The organism is Pantoea wallisii, from assembly GCF_002095485.1.
In the GTDB taxonomy this organism is placed as follows: domain Bacteria; phylum Pseudomonadota; class Gammaproteobacteria; order Enterobacterales; family Enterobacteriaceae; genus Pantoea; species Pantoea wallisii.
In genome coordinates this window covers 1-18715 of the sequence record NZ_MLFS01000055.1, presented here as the reverse complement: position 1 = coordinate 18715, position 18715 = coordinate 1, and the positions used below count along the sequence as shown (strand labels likewise).

Sequence of the window (18715 nt, the reverse complement as noted above, 5' to 3'; positions counted from 1 at the left end):
GCTCCCCTTATCAATTAGCCTGCGCGCCCGTGCGCCAGCCCGATTACCCGGGCAAACAGCTGCTCCAGCAGCGGCGGTACTGCCTCCGGCCCGCGCGCCGCCGCCGCCATCGCCACGGCAATCGCCAGCTCCGGCTTCGAGCTGTGATGAATCGCTGCAGTAATAATACGCCGCGTGTTCATGGGCACGTTTAACGACAGGTGCGCCATCTGATGATAAACATCACTAAAGCCCTGCTTATAGAGGAAGTGTTCGATATCCGCTGCCGGAAATTGCGTAAGGTGCGCCTCTTCCGGCTCATGCGCCTGCAGCTGATTGCGTGCCGTGGCAGCATATTTTTTTCCCGCCTCATCGCCGTCGGTCAGCACGTGCCAGGCAATACCCATGCGCCGCGCAAACTTTAGCAGTGGCTTAAGGCCGGATTGCGCAAACTCAATCACCTTCACGCCTTCCGCTGCGAAGTGATAACCGCGCTGCCGCGCCAGTTCGTTGATAATCCACACTTCCGTCTCGCCCTCCACCAGCAGCCAGCAGCGCGCAAACAGCGCTGACGGGCGATTGACGCGGATGTGAAAGCCGATACGCCGGCTCTCTTCTGCGTTTAACCCCTCCGGGCCGATGCGCCAGGCCGCCACGCGATCGGTTTCACGCACCAGCCGACAGAGCGTATCCAGCGCCACCTGAGAGAGCAGTTCACCAGAGTTGGTTGTGGCAATTTTTTGCAGCGGCATCAGCTCCAGCAGGTTCCACGCCACCGACAGCATAATGGGATGCAGCCGCGTTTCCGGATCCTCCACCAGCAGCAGCGGATGTGCACCGGCCGGCAGCGCCTCACTGCCCTGCGCCTGGATCAGCAGTGATAATATGCGTAGCAGGATGACCTGACGACTGCGCGATTCCGTACCGGCAATCAGACGGTTGAGCTGATCGAGCGAGCGCCAGCCCTGGCTGCCGTCACGCAACTCCGGCGCTACCCGTGCGGCACTGCTGCCCGGCTGCTGTACCCAAAAGTAGTGCTCCAGCAGCTGCTGCATGGTGTGTAATCCCTGACGCAGCAGCGCATCGCTGAGGTTTTGTGGCCGCGCCACCAGATCCCGTGTCAGCGTCTCCATCGCCTGCGTCAGTTCATCCGGCGATGTGGTACGGCGCGCACGCTCCTCATCATGCTGACGGGCGCGACGGCCAAAGCGCGCATCACGTAACCGCAGCACCGGATGGTAAGCGCGCAGATGCGCCAGCGCTGCATCCGTGCCCGCCGCCGGCAGCACATCGCCCTGAGCATCAATAAAGCGCCAGCTGGATTTCACGCCCTGCGCGTTGCGCGTTGCACGCGTGCTGAAGAGAAGGTAGCGGCCCTGCTCGTCACGCTGCCAGAAGGGCTGGTACAGCGCGTCATCTTCGCTGCCGCGCGCCCGAAAGCGCAACACCAGCTGCAGCTGTCGCCGGCGCGACGCAACGTCCCCCGGCGGGAAGTGAAAATCGTGTTCCGTAAACAGATAGGGAGTGGCGCCGGGTGCCAGCAGCAGGGTTAATGCATCCAGCAGGCTGGATTTCCCCCAGGCGTTTTCACCAATCAGCAGATTGGTGTCGGTAAGCGGCAGCGACAGGCGATTAATGCCGCGAAAATTTTGAATATCGATATGTTCCAGAATCATCACGCCATCCCTTCATTGCTTTGCCTGAGCATGGTTCGCCACGCTGCGTTGGTCAAGTCTCCGCCGCCCGAAAAGGTTTACACTTCAGGCGTTTTCTATTAGCGTGACGCCTCGCCAAAAAAGGACCTGCCCTCTTCATGTATACCGGACTGTTAATCATTCTTGTGCCGCTGTTTATCGGCTATCTGCTGCCCTGGCATCAGCCTGCGCTGCTGCAGCGCGTTAATCGCCTGCTGAGCCTGCTGGTCTACGCCATTCTGTTTTTTATGGGCACCAGCCTGGCCTTCCTGGATAATCTTGGCAGTAATTTACTTATCGTTTTCAAAACGGCCTTTATCGCGGCGGGGGCAATCCTCAGCTGCTCGCTGCTGGCGCTGTGGCTGCTGGAGCGACGCTGGCCATGGCATCAGCAACGTCGCCAGCAGGATCTCCCTTCGCGCTGGCACATGATGCTGGAGTCACTCAAACTGTGCGTGGCCGTCCTGGCCGGTTTTTTGGTGGGATTAACGCAGTGGGCCCCTTTGCGCAGCGCGTCAACGCTCAGTGAAATTGCGTTGATTGTGCTGCTGTTTTTAGTCGGCGTACAGCTACGCGGCAGCGGTATGACGCTGCGCCAGATCACTATCAATCGACGCGGGATGATGGTCGCGCTGGTGTCGCTGTGCGGCTCGCTGGCGGGCGGCGTGCTGGCGGCCTGGCTGCTGGGCGTTTCCGTTAAAACCGGGCTGGCGCTGGCCAGCGGCTTCGGCTGGTACTCCCTTTCAGGGATTCTGATGACGGAAGCTTACGGTCCGGTGATGGGCAGCGCCGCGTTCTTTAACGATCTGCTGCGTGAACTGGCTTCCGTGCTGTTGATTCCGGTGCTGATGGCGCGCTACCGCAGTATCGGGCTGGGCCTGAGCGGTGCCACTTCCATGGATTTCACGCTGCCGATTCTGCAACGCGCCGGCGGGATGGAGATTGTGCCCGCCGCGATTGTGCATGGCTTTATTATGAACCTGCTGGCACCGATCCTTATCGCCCTGTTTTCCGCCTGAAAAACCACGCAGCGCATTTTTTCACGGCTGCGTTTTTTCGCGTTCGTCTACGCTTTCTGACTGAACCGTTTTCGCCATCGGCATGGATGGCTTAACACCAGAAAGGAGCGAACAATGAAACAAACCGTGGCGGCACTACTGGCCAAAACGCTGGAGAGCGCAGGTGTGAAACGCATCTGGGGCGTGACCGGCGACTCGCTTAACGGGCTGAGCGACAGCCTGAACCGCATGGGCACCATTGAATGGATGCCAACGCGCCATGAAGAGGTTGCCGCTTTTGCTGCGGGCGCTGAAGCGCAAATCAGCGGCGAACTGGCGGTATGCGCCGGTTCGTGCGGCCCGGGCAACCTGCACCTGATCAACGGCCTGTTCGATTGTCACCGTAACCACGTGCCGGTGCTGGCGATTGCCGCCCATATCCCCTCCAGCGAAATCGGCAGCGGCTATTTCCAGGAGACCCATCCGCAAGAGCTATTCCGCGAGTGCAGCCACTACTGCGAACTGGTGTCGAATCCGGAACAGTTACCGCAGGTGCTCGGTATCGCAATGCGTAAAGCGATTCTGAATCGCGGCGTATCGGTGATTGTGCTGCCGGGCGATGTGGCGCTCAAGGCGGCGCCGGAAGGCGCGCGCAGCACGTGGTATCCGCCGCAGCTGCCTCACGTTGTGCCCTCTGCCGGCGAGATCGATCGCTTAGCCTCTACGCTTAACGCAGCCAAAAATATCACCCTGATGTGCGGCAGCGGCTGTGCCGGCGCGCATGCAGAGGTGGTCAGGCTGGCCGAAACCCTGAAAGCCCCGGTAGTGCATGCCATGCGCGGTAAAGAGCACATTGAGTACGATAACCCGTACGATGTCGGGATGACCGGCTTGATCGGCTTCTCCTCCGGCTATCACGCCATGATGAATGCCGATACGCTGGTGCTGCTGGGTACGCAGTTCCCTTATCGTCCGTTCTACCCGGCCGATGCCAACATTATCCAGATCGATATTAACCCCGCCAGCCTCGGCGCCCACAGCCACGTAGATATGGCGCTGGTTGGCGATGTTAAAGCCACGCTGCGGGCGCTGCAGCCCCGGCTGGAGGTACACAGCGATCGTCATCACCTGGATAGCGCGCTTGAGCACTATGCTGATGCGCGTAAAGGGCTGGATGAGCTGGCAACGCCGAATGATAAGCAGGCCATTCATCCACAGTATCTGGCGCAGCAGATCAGCCGGTATGCGGCTGAAGATGCCATCTTTACCTGTGACGTCGGTACGCCAACCGTCTGGGCCGCGCGCTATCTGCAGATGAATGGCAAACGTCGCCTGATCGGCTCCTTCAATCACGGTTCAATGGCCAACGCCATGCCGCAGGCGCTGGGCGCGCAGGCGATTGATAAACAGCGCCAGGTGGTGGCGCTGTGTGGTGATGGGGGCTTTAGCATGCTGATGGGCGATTTTATCTCGCTGGCGCAGCTTAAATTGCCGGTGAAGCTGGTGATTTTCAATAACAGCGTGTTGGGTTTTGTCGCCATGGAGATGAAGGCCGGCGGCTACCTGACAGACGGCACGGACCTGGAGAACCCGGATTTTGCTGCGATTGCTGCCGCCTGCGGCATTAAAGGGATTCGCGTAGAGAGAGCCTCTGACCTGAACGGTGCGCTTGAAGAGGCCTTCGCCCATGACGGCCCGGTGCTGGTGGATGTGATCACGGCTAAAGAGGAGCTGTCGATGCCGCCGCAGATCAAAGCCGAGCAGGCCAAAGGGTTCAGCCTGTATATGCTGCGCGCCATTCTGAACGGGCGCGGTGATGAAATTGTCGAGCTGGCGAAAACCAACTGGCTGCGGTAAAAGAGATCATCTTGCCGGACTTACTATCCCGCGGGCGCTTAGCCCGCTTTTTTGTGTCAGGAGAGCGACGTGATTGATCTACGCAGTGATACCGTAACCCGCCCGAGTGCCGCCATGCTGGATGCCATGATGGCCGCCGAAACCGGCGATGATGTCTATCGCGACGACCCGACAGTCAATGCGCTGGAAGCGGAAGCCGCACGCCTGAGCGGTAAAGCCGCCGCGCTGTTCTTCCCTTCCGGTACGCAGGCGAACCTGGTGGCGCTGCTGTGCCACTGCCAGCGCGGCGACGAGTATATCGTTGGCCAGCAGGCGCACAATTACAAATATGAAGCCGGCGGTGCGGCGGTGCTGGGCAGTATTCAGCCGCAGCCCATCCTGCACGCGGCTGACGGCTCATTGCCGCTGGCGGATGTCGCCGCGGCCATCAAGCCGGACGATATCCACTTCGCCCGCACGCGTCTGCTCAGCCTGGAGAACACGCATCACGGTAAGGTGCTACCGCTCAGCTATCTCGAGCAGGCGTGGCAGTTTACGCGTGAGCGCAATCTGGCCCTGCATATCGATGGCGCGCGTATTTTTAACGCCGTCGTGGCGCTGGATAGCGCGCTGATCGATATCGCCCGCTACTGCGACACCCTGACCATCTGCCTCTCTAAAGGGCTTGGCGCCCCAATCGGTTCGCTGCTGTGTGGCGATGTGGCTTATATTGAGGAAGCGCGCCGCTGGCGCAAGATGACCGGTGGTGGCCTGCGTCAGGCGGGTATCCTGGCAGCAGCCGGCTTGTATGCCCTGCAGCATAACGTCTCGCGCCTGAAAGAAGATCACGACAATGCCACCTGGCTGGCAGAGCAGCTGCGTGCCACAGGGGTGGATGTGGTGAGCCAGGAGACCAACATGGTCTATGTTAACGTCCCCGCCAACCAGGTCGGGGCGTTGCAGGCATGGATGCAGTCGGGCGATGTGCTGTTAAGCGTGGGTGCTCGCACGCGCATCGTGACCCATCTTGATGTTTCACGCCAGGATTTGCAGCGGCTGGTGGAACACTGGCAGGCGTTTTTACACCAGCACAGCCCGTCAGACGTTTAAAAGGCTGCACCATATTTCGCCAGCAGCGCCCGTGCAATCGCCAGCGTCTCCGCATCGGCGATGCCCCGGTAATCACGCGGGCGGAAATGCATCTGAAACGCCGCAATCAATTTGCGTTGCATTTGTGGCGTCCTCGCTGCGGCCACATCGTAGCCGTAGCGCTGTAGCGCATCCAGTAAGCGCGCCTGATCTACCACTCTCTCCGCCTCTTCCCCTGCCAGATAACGCTGCACGGTAGCGCTGTCCGGCCACGCGCCCAGCCCCTGCTGCGCCAGCTGCTGCCAGGGAAACAGCGGACCGGGATCCTGCTTACGCTGCGGTGCAATATCGCTGTGACCGACAATGTTCTCTGCGCTGATGCCGTACCGTCGGGTAATGTCGCGCACCAGTGCCGTCAGTACATGGATCTGTGCAGGTGTAAACGGCTGCCACTGCAAACCGGTTAGCGTGCGATGGTATCCCTGATTCACAATCTCGATGCCAATGGAGGTGTCGTTGATGCGCGTTGCACCGCGCCAGAAGCTTGGCCCGGCGTGCCACGCCAGCTGATCTTCCGGCACTAACTGCCAGATAGTCCCCTGGCCCGCGCGCTGCGGCGGCTGCTGCGGAATCAGATAATGCGCGCTCACGTTGCGATCGGTCAGCGTTGCCAGCGACGACGGAAAATCCTCCGCCGTGTAGTGAATCACCACCACTTTAATACGCGGTCGCGCGCCCTGCGCCGGGTGCGTGGTATCCACCCGGTATCCCGGACGCGCGTCGATCCCCGACTGACAGGCGCTTAGCAGCAACGACAGCGCCAGCAGCAGCACTACGCGCATTAGCGGACGATCACAGCCGTACCGGTTACGCTCACCATCAGCATACTGCTCTCTTTGCCGACGGTCTCATAATCGATATCAATGCCGACTACCGCATTTGCACCCAGCGCTTTGGCCTGCTCTTCCAGCTCCTCAAAAGCAATCTGACGCGCCTTACGCAGCTCTTTCTCATAGGCGCCGGAGCGTCCGCCGACGATATCGCGGATGCCGGCGAAAAAGTCACGGAAGATATTGGCTCCGAGGATCGCTTCGCCGGTCACAACGCCACAATATTCCGTGATGCTGTGCCCTTCCAGCGTCGGGGTAGTGGAAAATTTCATGGTTTTCTCCTGTTCTGATTCGTAGCGCGATAGCTCGTACGGCGTAAAAGCACGGCTATACTCTATGCTAAAAATGGCACTTTGCCAGTGAACAACAATAAGGAAATCGAGATGAGAAACAATGCCTTTGCGCTGCTTGTTCCCGCTGCGTTACTGCTAAGTGCCTGTACGACGGTTGAACCGGTGATCAAGGACAACGGTCCGCGCACGGCGGCCTGCGCTGAAGGAGGCCCGGACAGCGTGGCGCAGCAGTTCTACGATTTACGCGTAAGCCAGCCGACTCAGGGGTTGCCGGACAGCACCACGCTGGCGAAATACCGCCCTTATCTGAGCGATCATCTCTATCAACAGCTGCTGCGCGCCAGTACGCAAACGGCTAAACCAGCTTCATGGAGCCAGGGCGATCTCTTCTCCAGCCTCGCGCAGGGCCCCACATCCGCTGACGTCGCCAGCGCCTCCACCATTCCCAATCGCGATGCCCGCAATATTCCGCTGCGCGTGGACCTCACCCGGGACGATAAGCGCTGGCACGACGAGGTGCTGATGATCCACGAGGGTACTTGCTGGGTGGTGGATGATGTGCGCTACGTCGCGGAGTGGCCGCATGCGGGCGGTGGCTCCCTGAGCCAGCTGCTGGAAGAGAAAAAATAACCGCCGATTTTTTCACCCCTTAGCTGCACTCATCAGCGCGCCGCACCCTTGCGGCGCTTTTTTTGGGTGTTGCTCACGTTAATGGCCAGCGCTCAGCCCTTTCACGCCCTGACCTGCCCGATATTGTGCTACGCTTTTGCTGTTTAATTGCTCTTTAATAAATTTTAACCCACCTCAATTGCATAACTATTCTGGTGACGTTAAGATTTGCGACACTAATTGCTATTCATTTTTTGCGCATGAGTATTCAACTAAACGCCATAAACTGTTTTTACGGTGCCCATCAGGCACTGTTCGATATCAACCTGGCTTGCCCGCAGGGCGAAACGCTGGTGTTGCTCGGCCCGAGTGGCGCGGGGAAAAGCTCACTCCTGCGCGTGCTCAACCTGCTGGAGCAGCCGCGATCCGGCAGCCTGCAGATTGCCGGCAACCACTTTGATTTCACCAAAGCGCCTTCTGACAGCGCAATTCGCGAGCTGCGTCAGAACGTCGGCATGGTATTTCAGCAATACAATCTCTGGCCGCACCTCACCGTGCTGCAGAACCTGATTGAAGCCCCGTGCCGCGTGCTTGGGCTCAGCAAAGAGGCTGCGCATGCGCGAGCCGATAAGCTGCTGGAACGCCTGCGCCTGACGCCGTATGCCGGACGTTTTCCGCTGCACCTCTCTGGTGGCCAGCAGCAGCGCGTCGCGATTGCGCGTGCGCTGATGATGGAGCCCCAGGTACTGCTGTTTGATGAACCTACCGCCGCCCTCGATCCGGAGATCACCGCGCAGATTGTCAGCATCATTCGTGAGCTGGCGCAGACGCAGATTACCCAGGTGATTGTGACGCACGAGGTGGAGGTGGCGCGTAAAACCGCCAGCCGCGTGGTCTATATGGAGAACGGCCGTATTGTTGAACAGGGCGATGCCAGCCACTTTACACAGCCGCAAACCGACGCGTTTGCGCATTATCTTTCGCACTAAGTCAGGATGCTCTCAATGAAAAAAGTTGTACTTGCTGCACTGCTTGCCACGCTGAGCCTGAGCGCTTCCGCGGCGCAAACCCTGCGTTTCGCCACTGAGGCCTCATACCCTCCGTTTGAGTTTGTCGATTCCGATAACAAGATCCAGGGCTTTGATGTCGATCTGGCTAACGCGTTGTGTAAAGAGATTGACGCCACCTGCACCTTCACCAATCAGGCTTTTGATAGCCTGATCCCCAGCCTGAAGTTCCGCCGTTTTGACGCGGTAATGGCGGGTATGGACATCACGCCAGAGCGTGAAAAGCAGGTTCTGTTCTCTAAACCTTACTATGACAACTCCGCCATTTTCATCGCGCAGAAAGGCAAGCTGGCCGACGTCGCGGCTCTGAAGGGCAAGCGTGTTGGCGTGCAAAACGGCACTACGCATCAGAAATTCCTGACTGACAAGCACAGCGATATTACCGTCGTGCCTTACGACAGCTATCAAAACGCCGTGCTGGATCTGAAAAATGGCCGTATTGATGCAGTGTTTGGTGATACTGCCGTGGTCAACGAGTGGTTGAAGCAGAACGCCAACCTCGCGCCGCTGGGTGAAAAAGTGACCGATAAAGATTACTTCGGCACGGGTCTGGGCATCGCTGTGCGCCAGGGTAACACCGAGCTGCAGAGCAAGTTCAATGCCGCGCTGGAGAAGATCAAAGCTGACGGCACCTACAAAACCATCTACAGCAAATGGTTTCAGCAGTAATCTCTGATGAATGAAATGATTCCACTCGCAAGCGCCGCCGGCATGACCGTTGGCCTTGCTGTTTGTGCTCTGATCGCCGGCCTTGTGCTGGCGATGATTTTTGCTGGCTGGGAGTCGGTACGCTGGAGACCGCTGGCATGGCTGGGCACGGCGCTGGTGACGCTGATTCGCGGCCTGCCGGAGATTTTGGTGGTGCTGTTTATCTATTTTGGCGCCTCACAGTTACTGCTGACGCTCTCTGACGGTTTCCACATCAATCTTGGCCTGTTCAGCATTCCGGTACAGGTGCCGATTGAAAACTTCGATGTCAGCCCCTTCCTGTGCGGCGTGATTGCGCTGGCGATGCTCTACTCCGCCTACGCCTCGCAAACGCTACGCGGGGCGCTAAAAGCGGTGCCGGTTGGTCAGTGGGAGTCGGGCCAGGCACTGGGCATGAAAAAATCGGCCATTTTTCTGCGCCTGATCATGCCGCAGATGTGGCGTCACGCCCTGCCGGGCCTCGGCAATCAGTGGCTGGTGCTGCTCAAGGATACCGCGCTGGTATCCCTGATTAGCGTGAACGATCTGATGCTACAGACCAAAAGCATTGCCACACGCACCCAGGAGCCGTTTACGTGGTACCTGGTTGCGGCGGCGATCTATCTGGTGATTACGCTGTTTAGCCAGGCGGTATTGCGCGGCATTGAGTCACGTACCACGCGTTTCGAGCGGGGGGCCTGACGCATGCTGGCATATTTTCCTGAACTGCTAAAAGGGCTGCATACCAGCCTGACGCTAACTGTGGCATCGCTGATTGCCGCCCTGGTGCTGGCGCTGCTGTGCACCGTGGTACTCTCGCTGAAAATGCCGGTGCTGAACTGGCTGGTCAGGGGCTATATCACCGTGTTCACCGGGACGCCGCTGCTGGTGCAGATCTTCCTGATCTATTACGGCCCCGGCCAGTTCCCCTCTATTCAGAGCGTGCCGTGGTTGTGGCATCTGCTGTCGCAGCCGTGGCTGTGCGCGCTGCTGGCGCTGTCACTCAACAGCGCGGCCTATACCACGCAGCTGTTTTACGGCGCGGTGCGCGCAATCCCCGCCGGACAGTGGCAATCGTGCGCGGCGCTGGGCATGAACCGCAAAGATACCCTGCGCATTCTGCTGCCGTACGCATTTAAGCGCGCGCTCTCTTCGTACTCTAACGAAGTGGTGCTGGTGTTTAAAAGCACCTCGCTGGCTTATACCATTACGCTGATGGAGGTGATGGGCCATGGCCAGCTGCTGTATGGCCGCACCTATGATGTCACCGTCTACGCTGCCGCTGGCTTGATCTATCTGGTAGTGAACGGCTTGCTGACCCTTATGATGCGCCTGATTGAGAAACGCGCGCTGGCCTTTGAGCGCCGTAACTGATCGCTCCGTCGCGGCACCTTCGTCTGTGCCGCGACACCACCCACCACGGCAAGTTAAATTTTTACCCATTAATATTGCATACAAATTCATTAACTGGCATGGTGTAAATCATTCTGCCTCTGGCATGGTTTACAGGAGTCATATAATGAAAAAATGGATTGTTGCGGCTGCGCTGGCAACGCTGACAATGAATGCTTATGCGGCAGAGAAAATTCGCTTCGCCTCATCGGCAACCTACCCGCCTTTTGAATCACTCGACCACAACAATCAAATAGTGGGCTTTGATATCGACCTGGCAAAAGCGCTGTGCCAGCAGATGAAAGCGGAGTGCACGTTCACCAACAATGCCTTCGACAGCCTAATCCCCTCACTGAAATTTCGCCGTTACGACGCCGTCATTTCCGGCATGGACATCACGGCCGAGCGCAGCCAGCAGGTGGATTTCACCCAGCCTTACTACGCAAATTCAGCGATTGTGATTGCCCATAAAGGCGCTTTCACCGATTTCAGCCAGCTGAAAGGCAAACGCGTTGGCGTAGAGAATGGCACCACGCACCAGAAATACCTGCTGGAGAAGCACCCGGAGGTTATCGCTGTGGCGTATGACAGTTATCAGAATGCCATTCTCGACCTGAAAAACGGCCGTCTGAACGGGGTATTCGGGGATAGCGCGGTAGTAAATCAGTGGCTGAAAGCCAACGACGATTTGAGCGCGGTCGGTGAGCACATCACCGATAGCGACTACTTCGGTACCGGGCTGGGGATTGCGGTACGCAAAGGCAACGCACCGCTGCTCAATCAGATGAACAAGGCGCTGGCAGCGCTGAAAGCCAATGGCCAATGGCAGCAGATCAACCAGAAGTGGTTCCCGGAGTAAGCATTATGGGATAGCGTGGCGCGCGGCCTGCCAGGTTCTGCACGTCCTCAGCGCAGGTCGTCGCTACGCTGTTCCACCCTTTCTGGTGAGTAACGTCAGCACTTCAAAGTGCGCCGTATGCGGGAACATATCAAACAGCTGTACGCGGCTGACGCTGTAGTCCGGCAGACGGGCAATATCCTGCGCCATGGTGGTCGGATTACAGCTGGAGTAGAGCAGATACTCCGGCGCCATCTGGCTCAGCCAGGCGCAGAGCTCAGCACCAATGCCGCGCCGCGGCGGATTCACCAGCACCAGCTGAGGCACCTGTTCACGTGACGTTGCAAACTGCGTTGAATCCAGCGCAGCAAAACTCACCTTATCCAACCCCAGCTGCTGCGCTGACTGCCGTGCACACGCGATAGCTTCGGCGCTGATTTCAATACCGGTCAGCTGCATCGCCGGTGTGGCGCAGTGCAGACCGAATCCACCCACCCCGCAAAACAGATCCCACATGCTGCTGACTGCCAGCTGCGCCACCCAGGCGCGTGCAGTGGCATACAGCCCGGCGGCAACCTGCGGGTTGGTCTGGAAAAAGCTTTGCGGGCGAATATAGAGCGGCACCTGATTGAAATTCTCTACCAGCGCCTGATCGGGCGTTAGCGCGATCTCCTCATCCCCTTCCAGAATCGCCATATGCACCGGCTGAATATTGGCGGAGATCACCTGTAGCTGCGGCAACTGCTGCTGCAGCCACGGCAGCGCGGCGCGCAGCTGGGCCAGTTTCTCGCCAGAGCGCAGCACAAAACGCAGCATCATGCCGCCCTGCGTGCTCTCCGTCAGCAGCAGAAATTTAAGCTCGCCACGTTTGCGCGCGACGTTATAGGGTGTTAAGCCGGCACGGGCGATAAACGGCTTCAGCAGCGCGAATACCGACGCAAAGCTGGCGGGATAGAGCGGACAATCGACCAGATCAACCGCATCCCCCTCACGCGTCACCATACCAAAAACCGGCCGCTCCACGCTGCCACTTACCACCATCTTGGCTTTATTACGAAACCCCTGCTGCGCCGAGCTGACCGGCGGCAGCCACCCGGCCACCGGTGTGTCGGCCAGCAGCTGCTGTAACAGCGCCTGTTTATCGCTGAGCTGCTGCGGATAGGGTTTTTCCAGCCACTGGCAAGAGCGACAGAGACCGGCATCATAAAGCGCGCAATGCATGGAAAGCCTGTATTAAATGTCGGGAGAAAAAATGGGGGACGATTGTATCACCGGCTGCGGAAAAATGCGCGACTGCTGGCCGGCACAAACAGCAGCAGCAGAACCAGAAGATCCGGCAGCTTCTGCTGGAGCGTATGGTGAATAATCTGCGCGTTACTCTCGCCGGAGATACTGAAAATCTCCGGGTAGATCCAGCCGACAGATGCCATCAGCATATAGAGCAGAACCACAAGCTGCGCGGCCACATAGCCCCAACGCCCACGGTTGCTGCCGCGCATCAGGGTAAAGGCGCAGCGCAGCTCAAACAGGAAAATCAGCTGGCTGGCAATAAAGATCAGCGTCGAGTCCCACGCCTGTGCACTGCGGTGAACGAAATTGGCCATTTCATCGTAACCGAGCTCGTTCGCCAGCATCAGGACGCTGATACAGCGTGTGGCAATGATAGCGATCCCCGCGACCATTACCGGCACCGGCGTCGAGGTTAACATTGCGCTTTTCAGGGTTTCCGACATCCACCATGCTCCATAAGAAAAGGCTGACGCAGTCAGCCTTGCTTATATTGGCAAATGTTAGCGATTTCAGCCACGTTTTGCTTTCTGAATATCGCGTAAACGCTGCTTCTCTTCGTGTGCCATAAAGCGCCAGGCGATAAAGCCCACCAGCCCGACAATAAAGAGGATCAGCGATGCCAGCGCGTTAATCTCCGGATTCACACCGCGCCGCACCGTGGCAAAGATCGCCATCGGCAGCGTGGTAGCGCCCGGACCGGTCACGAAGCTGGCAATCACCAGATCGTCCAGCGACAGGGTAAACGCCAGCAGCCAGCCGGTGACAATCGCTGGCGCGATCATCGGTACGGTGATGACAAAGAACACCTTGACCGGCGTAGCGCCGAGATCCATCGCCGCCTCTTCGATTGAGCGATCCAGTTCGCGCAGCCGTGAGTTGATCACCACCGCAACATAGGCGGTACAGAACGTCACGTGCGCCAGCCAGATGGTCAGCATGCCGCGGTCGCCCGGCCAGCCCAGCGTATTGCCCATCGCCACAAACAGCAGCAGCAGTGACAAACCGGTGATCACATCGGGCATGACCAGCGGCGCCGTGAGCATAAACGCAAAGCCGCTGTGCCCACGAAAGCGACCAAAGCGCACGATGATCACCGCCGCCATGGTGCCCAGTACCACCGCCATGGTGGCCGACAGCGCCGCAATCGTCAGGCTTAGCCCCACCGCGTCCAGCATCGCCTCATCCTGGAACAGCACCTTGTACCAGTGGAAGGAGAAGCTCTCCCACACTGTGACCAGCTGCGAGCTGTTGAAGGAGTAGACCACCAGCAATAGCATCGGCGCATAGAGGAACATAAAGCAGAGCGCCAGAATAGCGGTGCGCCACGGAGAGCGAATGGTCGGTAGCTGGTTCATCCCTTCTCTCCCATTTCACGGTTTTGGTGCTTGTGGAACCAGACAATCGGCAGAATCAGGATCAGCAGGATGATCACCGCCAACGCGGATGCTACCGGCCAGTCACGGTTGTTAAAGAACTCCTGCCAGAGAATGCGTCCAATCATGATGCTGTCCGGACCGCCCAGCAGCTCCGGAATGACGTATTCACCCACCGCCGGGATAAACACCAGCATCGAGCCGGCAATGATGCCGCCTTTGGTAAGCGGTACGATCACGCTAAAGAAGGTTTTCAGCGGGCGCGCGCCGAGGTCCAGCGACGCCTCAACCAGCGAGTAGTCGATGCGCGTCAGCGCGGTGTAGATCGGCAGCACCATAAAGGGCAGATAGCAGTAAACGATCCCGATATAGACCGCCGTATTGGTGTAGAGAATGATCAGCGGATGATCAATCACGCCCAACCACATCAGGAAGCGATTGAGGATGCCATTGTTGTTCAGCAGCCCCATCCAGGCGTACACGCGCACCAGGAACGAGGTCCATGACGGCAGAATCACCAGCAGCAGCAGAATGGTGCGCATGGAGGGCTTACTGTGGGCCACCGCCCACGCCAGCGGATAGCCAATCAGCAGGCAGATCACCGTTGAGATGGCCGCCACTTTCAGCGAGGTCAAATAGGCCTCTGCATAGAGCGGATCGTCCGTGAGCGTGAAGTAGTTACCAAGGTTCAGCACCACATTGAGCTGATCGTCTGCCCAGGTCACCAGATCGGTATAGGGCGGGATCGCGCGCGCAATATCCGCGAAACTGATTTTCAGCACGATCAAAAACGGCAGCATAAACAGCAGGATCAGCCACAGATACGGCAGCGCGATCACCAGCTTGCGGCCATGCTGCATTTTAATGCGCGTTGCCCAGCGCTGGAGCGGCGTGCCGACCACTTTTGGCACGCGCGAGTGAGAAATCTGGCTCATTACGCCCCCTTAAACCGTCAGAACCACACAGCTATCGGCATCCCAACACAGGCGCACTTCGTCGCCCCAGGTGGGCGCGCCTTTGCGATAGCGATGGGCGTTCTGCAGCTGTGCTGAAAGCATCTGCCCGCTGTGCAGGCGCACATGGTAGATCGACAGGTCGCCAAGGTAGGCAATATGCACCACCTCGCCCACGGCAAAGTTGCAGCCATCGGCCGGTACCTCGTCGCACAGCACCACTTTCTCCGGCCGCAGCGCCACGTGCACCGGCACGTTGTCGACAATTGATGCGTCGGTTTGCACCTTGAGCGGATGCACCAGGCCCGGCGCATCAATCACCAGGCCATCTTCGCGGCGCTCACGCAGCAGACCATCGAATACGTTAACCGATCCGATAAACTCGGCGCTGTAGCGGCTGGTCGGGTGCTCGTAGATCTCTTCCGGCTCGCCAATCTGCACGAATTTACCGCGGTTCATGATGGCGATACGGCCGGCCATGGTCATCGCCTCTTCCTGGTCGTGCGTTACCATCACGCAGGTGGCGCCCACACGCTCCAGAATATCCACCACTTCATGCTGCATACGGTCACGCAGTTTTTTATCCAGCGCGCCCATGGGTTCATCCAGCAGCAGCAGTTTTGGCCGCTTCGCCAGGCTGCGTGCCAGCGCCACGCGCTGACGCTGGCCGCCCGAGAGCTGGTGCGGCTTACGTTTGGCGAACTCCTCCATGTGAACCAGCGCCAGCATCTCCGCCACGCGGCTGCTGATCTCCCCTTTTGGCAGTTTGTCCTGCTTAAGGCCAAAGGCGATGTTCTGCTCCACCGTCATGTGCGGGAACAGCGCATAGGACTGGAACATCATGTTGATCGGGCGCTGATAAGGCGGCACGTGCGACAGATCCTGACCATCCAGGACAATCTGTCCGCTGCTGGGGATCTCGAATCCCGCCAGCATGCGCAGTAGCGTGGATTTACCACAGCCGGAAGCGCCGAGCAGGGCAAAGATTTCACCTTTATAAATGGTCAGGCTGACATCATCTACGGCGTGCTGGCCGTCAAAAGATTTGGTCAGATTGCGAATTTCCAGCAGCGGCGTTAACGCCTTAGCCGTTTTATGTTGGGGGCGGGGAATCGCGTCGTTCACTAACATTTCTCCGGCGCTAAGCGGAATAGCGCGGCACAGCCAGCCGCTAAAATGGCACAACAGAGGCCTGCACCGCGCCTCTGTTGTCGTCTGATGATAGTTAATCCGTTGTGAACGAATTACTTACCACTTTTTACTTTAGTCCATGCACGGGTACGCGCACGATCCAGTTTCGGTTCCTGGACTTTGAGCACAAACAGCTTCGCCATCGCCTCCGGGGTCGGGAAGATGCCCGGATTGTTGCGCACATCAGCGTTGATCAGCGGCAGCGACGCTTTGTTGCCGTTGGCGTAGTTCATCTTGTTAGAGACGTTCGCAATCACTTTCGGGTCCATGATGTAGTTCAGCCACTGATAGGCTGCATCAAGGTTTTTGGCATCTTTTGGAATGGCCATCATGTCGAAGAACGCCAGCGCGCCCTCTTTCGGCACGCTGTACCCCAGATGCACGCCGTTATTGGCTTTCTCTGCACGATCTTTCGCCTGCAGAATATCGCCAGACCAGCCAATCGCCACGCAGATGTTACCGTTGGCCAGATCGTTGATGTACTGCGAAGAGTGGAAGTAGCGAATATTCGGGCGCAGCTTCAGCAGCAGATCGGTGGCTGGACCGGTGTAATCTTTGGCATCGGTGCTGTTAGGATCTTTGCCCAGGTAATTCAGTACCGTGGCAAAAATCTCCTCGGGCGCATCCAGGAAGGAGACACCGCAGCTCTTCAGCTTCTCCAGGTTCTCTGGCTTCATCACCAGATCCCAGCTGTTAACCGGCGCGTCGGTACCCAGCGCGGCTTTCACTTTATCGATGTTATAGCCGATACCGGTGGTGCCCCACAGGTACGGAATGGCGTATTTGTTGCCCGGATCGTGCTGGGCAATTTTTGCCATCAGGTCAGGATCGAGATTTTTGTAATTAGGCAGTTTGCTTTTATCCAGCTCCTGGAACACGCCCGACTGCAGCTGACGCGCAAGGAAGCTGGACGACGGCGTAACGACGTCATAGCCGGTACTGCCCGCCATTAATTTGCCTTCCAGCACCTCGTTCGAGTCAAACACGTCGTAAACCACTTTGATGCCGGTCTGCTTTTCGAATTCGGGAACGGTATCGGCCGGAATATAGTCGGACCAGTTATACACATGCAGCGTTTTATCTTCTGCCTGTACGCCCACGGCCGCAGCCATCAGCACACCGGCAACCACACCTGGCAACCATTTTTTCTGGTGGTTGATCATGTTTTTATTCCTCCTGAGCGGGTCATTACAACGCTGCATACACGCGATCCGGTCGTTGCGCGAGCTGTAAAAATACAGCCACACAATGAATCAATATTCAGCGGGAGTTTAATAGCAAAAACCTATACCTGAGCTGGCGTTGCCCGTATCAGGCAGCCCCGCAAGAATAGCCCCCCAGCTTAGCCCGTGCCAGATCCCAGCTTAAAAAACGCCTTTTTGCGATAAGTTATGCATGTTTCTGCTATGGGGTCTGGCACTAGTGGCATAAAGCACAACTAATATCTGGCAATAAAGGGCAAAATGCAGAATAAAAAGTGGTGGGTCTGAAATGAAAACTGCCGCAAAAAGCGGCAGTTAGTCAGGCAGGGAACTCAGTGCAGCATGCTTTGGCTGCTGACGCCCGGCGGGTGGTCCTCTTCTTCGCCCATCATCAGCAGATGGTTGGCAAACGCCTCCATGATCACCATGGAGATACCCTCTTCGCTCTGCTTCATAAAGTGTGAGAACTGACCAAACGTCAGGCCGGCGGTAATGCTAATGGACTGGCACACAATCAGCTTGGGCAGATTGTCATCCTGAATATCAATGAAGGCCTTCACCGTCAGCGAGCTGGCGTTAATCTGAGACAGATCGCCGACCAGCGGAATCAGCGCAGTGGGTTTCACTTCGGCCAGCGCCGAGAAGAGAATTACGTTATCCACCAGGTCGATTTTCGCGTCAAACACCCCGTCAAAGTTCTGCATATGCGGCAGATGTAATGCCTGGCAGGCGTCACACTCGAACCAGGTGATATTTTGTTGATCCAGCCAGCGACGCAGCATGTCGATGTCAGGAACGACCAGTGAATCCATCGTTATGTCCTGTGGGGTGAATAAATAAGCGCCTTAGCTTACGGAAAAATAGCGGTCGATGCCACGAAAACCGCGTAAAAGCGCGGCTTAGCCACCGGTTTTAGGACGATAGCCGGGACAGGCGTGCTGCTCAATCCATGCAATCATTCGCGCGGCAATATTTAAACCGGTACAGCCTTCAATGCCCTCCAGCCCCGGCGAGGCATTGACCTCCATGACCAGCGGCCCGCGATGGGCGCGCAGAATATCAACGCCCGCCACGGCCAGCCCCAGCGTACTGGCGGCTTTCACCGCCACCTCACGCTCTTTGTCAGTAATGCTCACCACACGCGCTGTGCCGCCGCGATGCAGGTTAGAGCGAAAATCGCCCTCTTTGGCTTCCCGCTCAATAGCCGCCACCACTTCATCACCGATCACCAGGCAGCGGATATCGCGCCCCTGCGCCTCTTTAATGAACTCCTGCACCAGAATATGGGCATTCAGACCGCGAAACGCATCGATCACGCTCTCCGCCGCCTGCCG

At 57.9% G+C, this 18715-nt stretch carries 20 protein-coding genes; 9 read left to right on the top strand and 11 right to left on the bottom strand.

The features are described from left to right. Positions 1–14 precede the first annotated feature (14 nt). Complete coding sequence (locus HA48_RS17235) at positions 15–1655, bottom strand: ATP-dependent nuclease (protein ID WP_128602420.1); 1641 nt, start codon at positions 1653–1655, stop codon at positions 15–17. Positions 1656–1792: 137 nt separating this feature from the next. On the opposite strand from HA48_RS17235, the gene HA48_RS17230 reads away from it, so the two are divergent. The 3 genes from HA48_RS17230 to ltaE all read left to right on the top strand — a co-directional run bounded on the left by HA48_RS17230 (position 1793) and on the right by ltaE (position 5617). Beyond that, positions 1793–2692, top strand: coding sequence for a LysO family transporter (locus tag HA48_RS17230; protein WP_128602419.1), 900 nt, complete (start codon positions 1793–1795; stop codon positions 2690–2692). Positions 2693–2806: 114 nt separating this feature from the next. Next, positions 2807–4528 carry a ubiquinone-dependent pyruvate dehydrogenase gene (gene poxB / locus HA48_RS17225; protein ID WP_128602418.1) on the top strand — a complete coding sequence of 574 codons (1722 nt, stop codon included), beginning with the start codon at positions 2807–2809 and terminating at the stop codon, positions 4526–4528. 69 nt (positions 4529–4597) lie between these two features. After that, entirely contained in the window at positions 4598–5617 is a 1020-nt protein-coding gene (ltaE, locus tag HA48_RS17220) for a low-specificity L-threonine aldolase (RefSeq protein ID WP_128602417.1), read from the top strand. Here the strand turns inward: ltaE and HA48_RS17215 are convergent. Both HA48_RS17215 and HA48_RS17210 read right to left on the bottom strand, forming a co-directional pair. Beyond that, positions 5614–6438 (bottom strand): N-acetylmuramoyl-L-alanine amidase, encoded by an 825-nt coding sequence (locus HA48_RS17215; protein WP_128602416.1) that lies wholly within the window; start codon positions 6436–6438, stop codon positions 5614–5616. The genes ltaE and HA48_RS17215 overlap by 4 nt on opposite strands. Further along, positions 6438–6758, bottom strand: coding sequence for a heavy metal-binding domain-containing protein (locus tag HA48_RS17210; protein WP_128602415.1), 321 nt, complete (start codon positions 6756–6758; stop codon positions 6438–6440). The genes HA48_RS17215 and HA48_RS17210 overlap by 1 nt, the downstream gene beginning before the upstream one ends. Before the next feature lie 111 nt (positions 6759–6869). On the opposite strand from HA48_RS17210, the gene HA48_RS17205 reads away from it, so the two are divergent. The 6 genes from HA48_RS17205 (at position 6870) to artJ (HA48_RS17180) (ending at position 11393) form a co-directional block, all read left to right on the top strand. Further along, a complete protein-coding gene (locus tag HA48_RS17205; RefSeq protein WP_128602414.1) occupies positions 6870–7409 on the top strand; it encodes a lipoprotein in 540 nt (179 codons plus the stop codon). A gap of 239 nt (positions 7410–7648) precedes the next feature. After that, entirely contained in the window at positions 7649–8377 is a 729-nt protein-coding gene (gene artP / locus HA48_RS17200) for an arginine ABC transporter ATP-binding protein ArtP (RefSeq protein ID WP_128602413.1), read from the top strand. 15 nt (positions 8378–8392) lie between these two features. Beyond that, complete coding sequence (gene artJ, locus HA48_RS17195) at positions 8393–9124, top strand: arginine ABC transporter substrate-binding protein (RefSeq protein ID WP_128602412.1); 732 nt, start codon at positions 8393–8395, stop codon at positions 9122–9124. Between the two features lie 6 nt (positions 9125–9130). Then, positions 9131–9844, top strand: coding sequence for an arginine ABC transporter permease ArtQ (gene artQ / locus HA48_RS17190; RefSeq protein ID WP_128602411.1), 714 nt, complete (start codon positions 9131–9133; stop codon positions 9842–9844). Positions 9845–9847: 3 nt separating this feature from the next. Continuing rightward, a complete protein-coding gene (gene artM, locus HA48_RS17185; protein ID WP_128602410.1) occupies positions 9848–10516 on the top strand; it encodes an arginine ABC transporter permease ArtM in 669 nt (222 codons plus the stop codon). Between the two features lie 145 nt (positions 10517–10661). Then, positions 10662–11393: an arginine ABC transporter substrate-binding protein gene (artJ, locus tag HA48_RS17180; protein ID WP_128602409.1), complete on the top strand. Its 732-nt coding sequence runs from the start codon at positions 10662–10664 to the stop codon at positions 11391–11393. Between the two features lie 63 nt (positions 11394–11456). Here artJ (HA48_RS17180) and rlmC read toward each other — a convergent pair whose 3' ends face one another. The 8 genes from rlmC to HA48_RS17140 form a co-directional block, all read right to left on the bottom strand. Next, on the bottom strand, positions 11457–12593 hold the full coding sequence (gene rlmC / locus HA48_RS17175) for a 23S rRNA (uracil(747)-C(5))-methyltransferase RlmC (RefSeq protein ID WP_128602408.1): 1137 nt from the start codon (positions 12591–12593) through the stop codon (positions 11457–11459). 47 nt (positions 12594–12640) lie between these two features. Beyond that, positions 12641–13105 (bottom strand): YbjO family protein, encoded by a 465-nt coding sequence (locus HA48_RS17170; protein WP_128602407.1) that lies wholly within the window; start codon positions 13103–13105, stop codon positions 12641–12643. A gap of 66 nt (positions 13106–13171) precedes the next feature. Beyond that, a complete protein-coding gene (gene potI / locus HA48_RS17165) occupies positions 13172–14017 on the bottom strand; it encodes a putrescine ABC transporter permease PotI (RefSeq protein WP_128602406.1) in 846 nt (281 codons plus the stop codon). Beyond that, positions 14014–14970: a putrescine ABC transporter permease PotH gene (potH, locus tag HA48_RS17160; RefSeq protein WP_128602405.1), complete on the bottom strand. Its 957-nt coding sequence runs from the start codon at positions 14968–14970 to the stop codon at positions 14014–14016. The genes potI and potH overlap by 4 nt, the downstream gene beginning before the upstream one ends. 9 nt (positions 14971–14979) lie before the next feature. Beyond that, positions 14980–16113: a putrescine ABC transporter ATP-binding subunit PotG gene (gene potG / locus HA48_RS17155; RefSeq protein ID WP_158086975.1), complete on the bottom strand. Its 1134-nt coding sequence runs from the start codon at positions 16111–16113 to the stop codon at positions 14980–14982. Between the two features lie 119 nt (positions 16114–16232). Beyond that, positions 16233–17342 carry a spermidine/putrescine ABC transporter substrate-binding protein PotF gene (potF, locus tag HA48_RS17150; protein ID WP_128602403.1) on the bottom strand — a complete coding sequence of 370 codons (1110 nt, stop codon included), beginning with the start codon at positions 17340–17342 and terminating at the stop codon, positions 16233–16235. A gap of 371 nt (positions 17343–17713) precedes the next feature. Next, a complete protein-coding gene (locus tag HA48_RS17145; RefSeq protein ID WP_128602402.1) occupies positions 17714–18193 on the bottom strand; it encodes a type III secretion system chaperone family protein in 480 nt (159 codons plus the stop codon). Positions 18194–18280: 87 nt separating this feature from the next. After that, positions 18281–18715, bottom strand: a 435-nt coding sequence (locus tag HA48_RS17140) for a RimK family alpha-L-glutamate ligase (protein WP_128602401.1), incomplete at its 5' end; no start/stop codon positions are given.

Bases quoted from the DNA above. Each gene is read 5' to 3' on its own strand.
- artQ (WP_128602411.1), top strand. From the start codon at position 9,131: ATGAATGAAATGATTCCACTCGCAAGCGCCGCCGGCATGACCGTTGGC.
- poxB (WP_128602418.1), top strand. From the start codon at position 2,807: ATGAAACAAACCGTGGCGGCACTACTGGCCAAAACGCTGGAGAGCGCA.
- potH (WP_128602405.1), bottom strand. From the start codon at position 14,970: ATGAGCCAGATTTCTCACTCGCGCGTGCCAAAAGTGGTCGGCACGCCG.
- HA48_RS17215 (WP_128602416.1), bottom strand. From the start codon at position 6,438: ATGCGCGTAGTGCTGCTGCTGGCGCTGTCGTTGCTGCTAAGCGCCTGT.
- artJ (WP_128602412.1), top strand. From the start codon at position 8,393: ATGAAAAAAGTTGTACTTGCTGCACTGCTTGCCACGCTGAGCCTGAGC.
- HA48_RS17145 (WP_128602402.1), bottom strand. From the start codon at position 18,193: ATGGATTCACTGGTCGTTCCTGACATCGACATGCTGCGTCGCTGGCTG.
- potF (WP_128602403.1), bottom strand. From the start codon at position 17,342: ATGATCAACCACCAGAAAAAATGGTTGCCAGGTGTGGTTGCCGGTGTG.
- HA48_RS17235 (WP_128602420.1), bottom strand. From the start codon at position 1,655: ATGATTCTGGAACATATCGATATTCAAAATTTTCGCGGCATTAATCGC.
- rlmC (WP_128602408.1), bottom strand. From the start codon at position 12,593: ATGCATTGCGCGCTTTATGATGCCGGTCTCTGTCGCTCTTGCCAGTGG.
- artJ (WP_128602409.1), top strand. From the start codon at position 10,662: ATGAAAAAATGGATTGTTGCGGCTGCGCTGGCAACGCTGACAATGAAT.
- HA48_RS17230 (WP_128602419.1), top strand. From the start codon at position 1,793: ATGTATACCGGACTGTTAATCATTCTTGTGCCGCTGTTTATCGGCTAT.
- HA48_RS17205 (WP_128602414.1), top strand. From the start codon at position 6,870: ATGAGAAACAATGCCTTTGCGCTGCTTGTTCCCGCTGCGTTACTGCTA.
- HA48_RS17210 (WP_128602415.1), bottom strand. From the start codon at position 6,758: ATGAAATTTTCCACTACCCCGACGCTGGAAGGGCACAGCATCACGGAA.
- artP (WP_128602413.1), top strand. From the start codon at position 7,649: ATGAGTATTCAACTAAACGCCATAAACTGTTTTTACGGTGCCCATCAG.
- HA48_RS17170 (WP_128602407.1), bottom strand. From the start codon at position 13,105: ATGTCGGAAACCCTGAAAAGCGCAATGTTAACCTCGACGCCGGTGCCG.
- artM (WP_128602410.1), top strand. From the start codon at position 9,848: ATGCTGGCATATTTTCCTGAACTGCTAAAAGGGCTGCATACCAGCCTG.
- potI (WP_128602406.1), bottom strand. From the start codon at position 14,017: ATGAACCAGCTACCGACCATTCGCTCTCCGTGGCGCACCGCTATTCTG.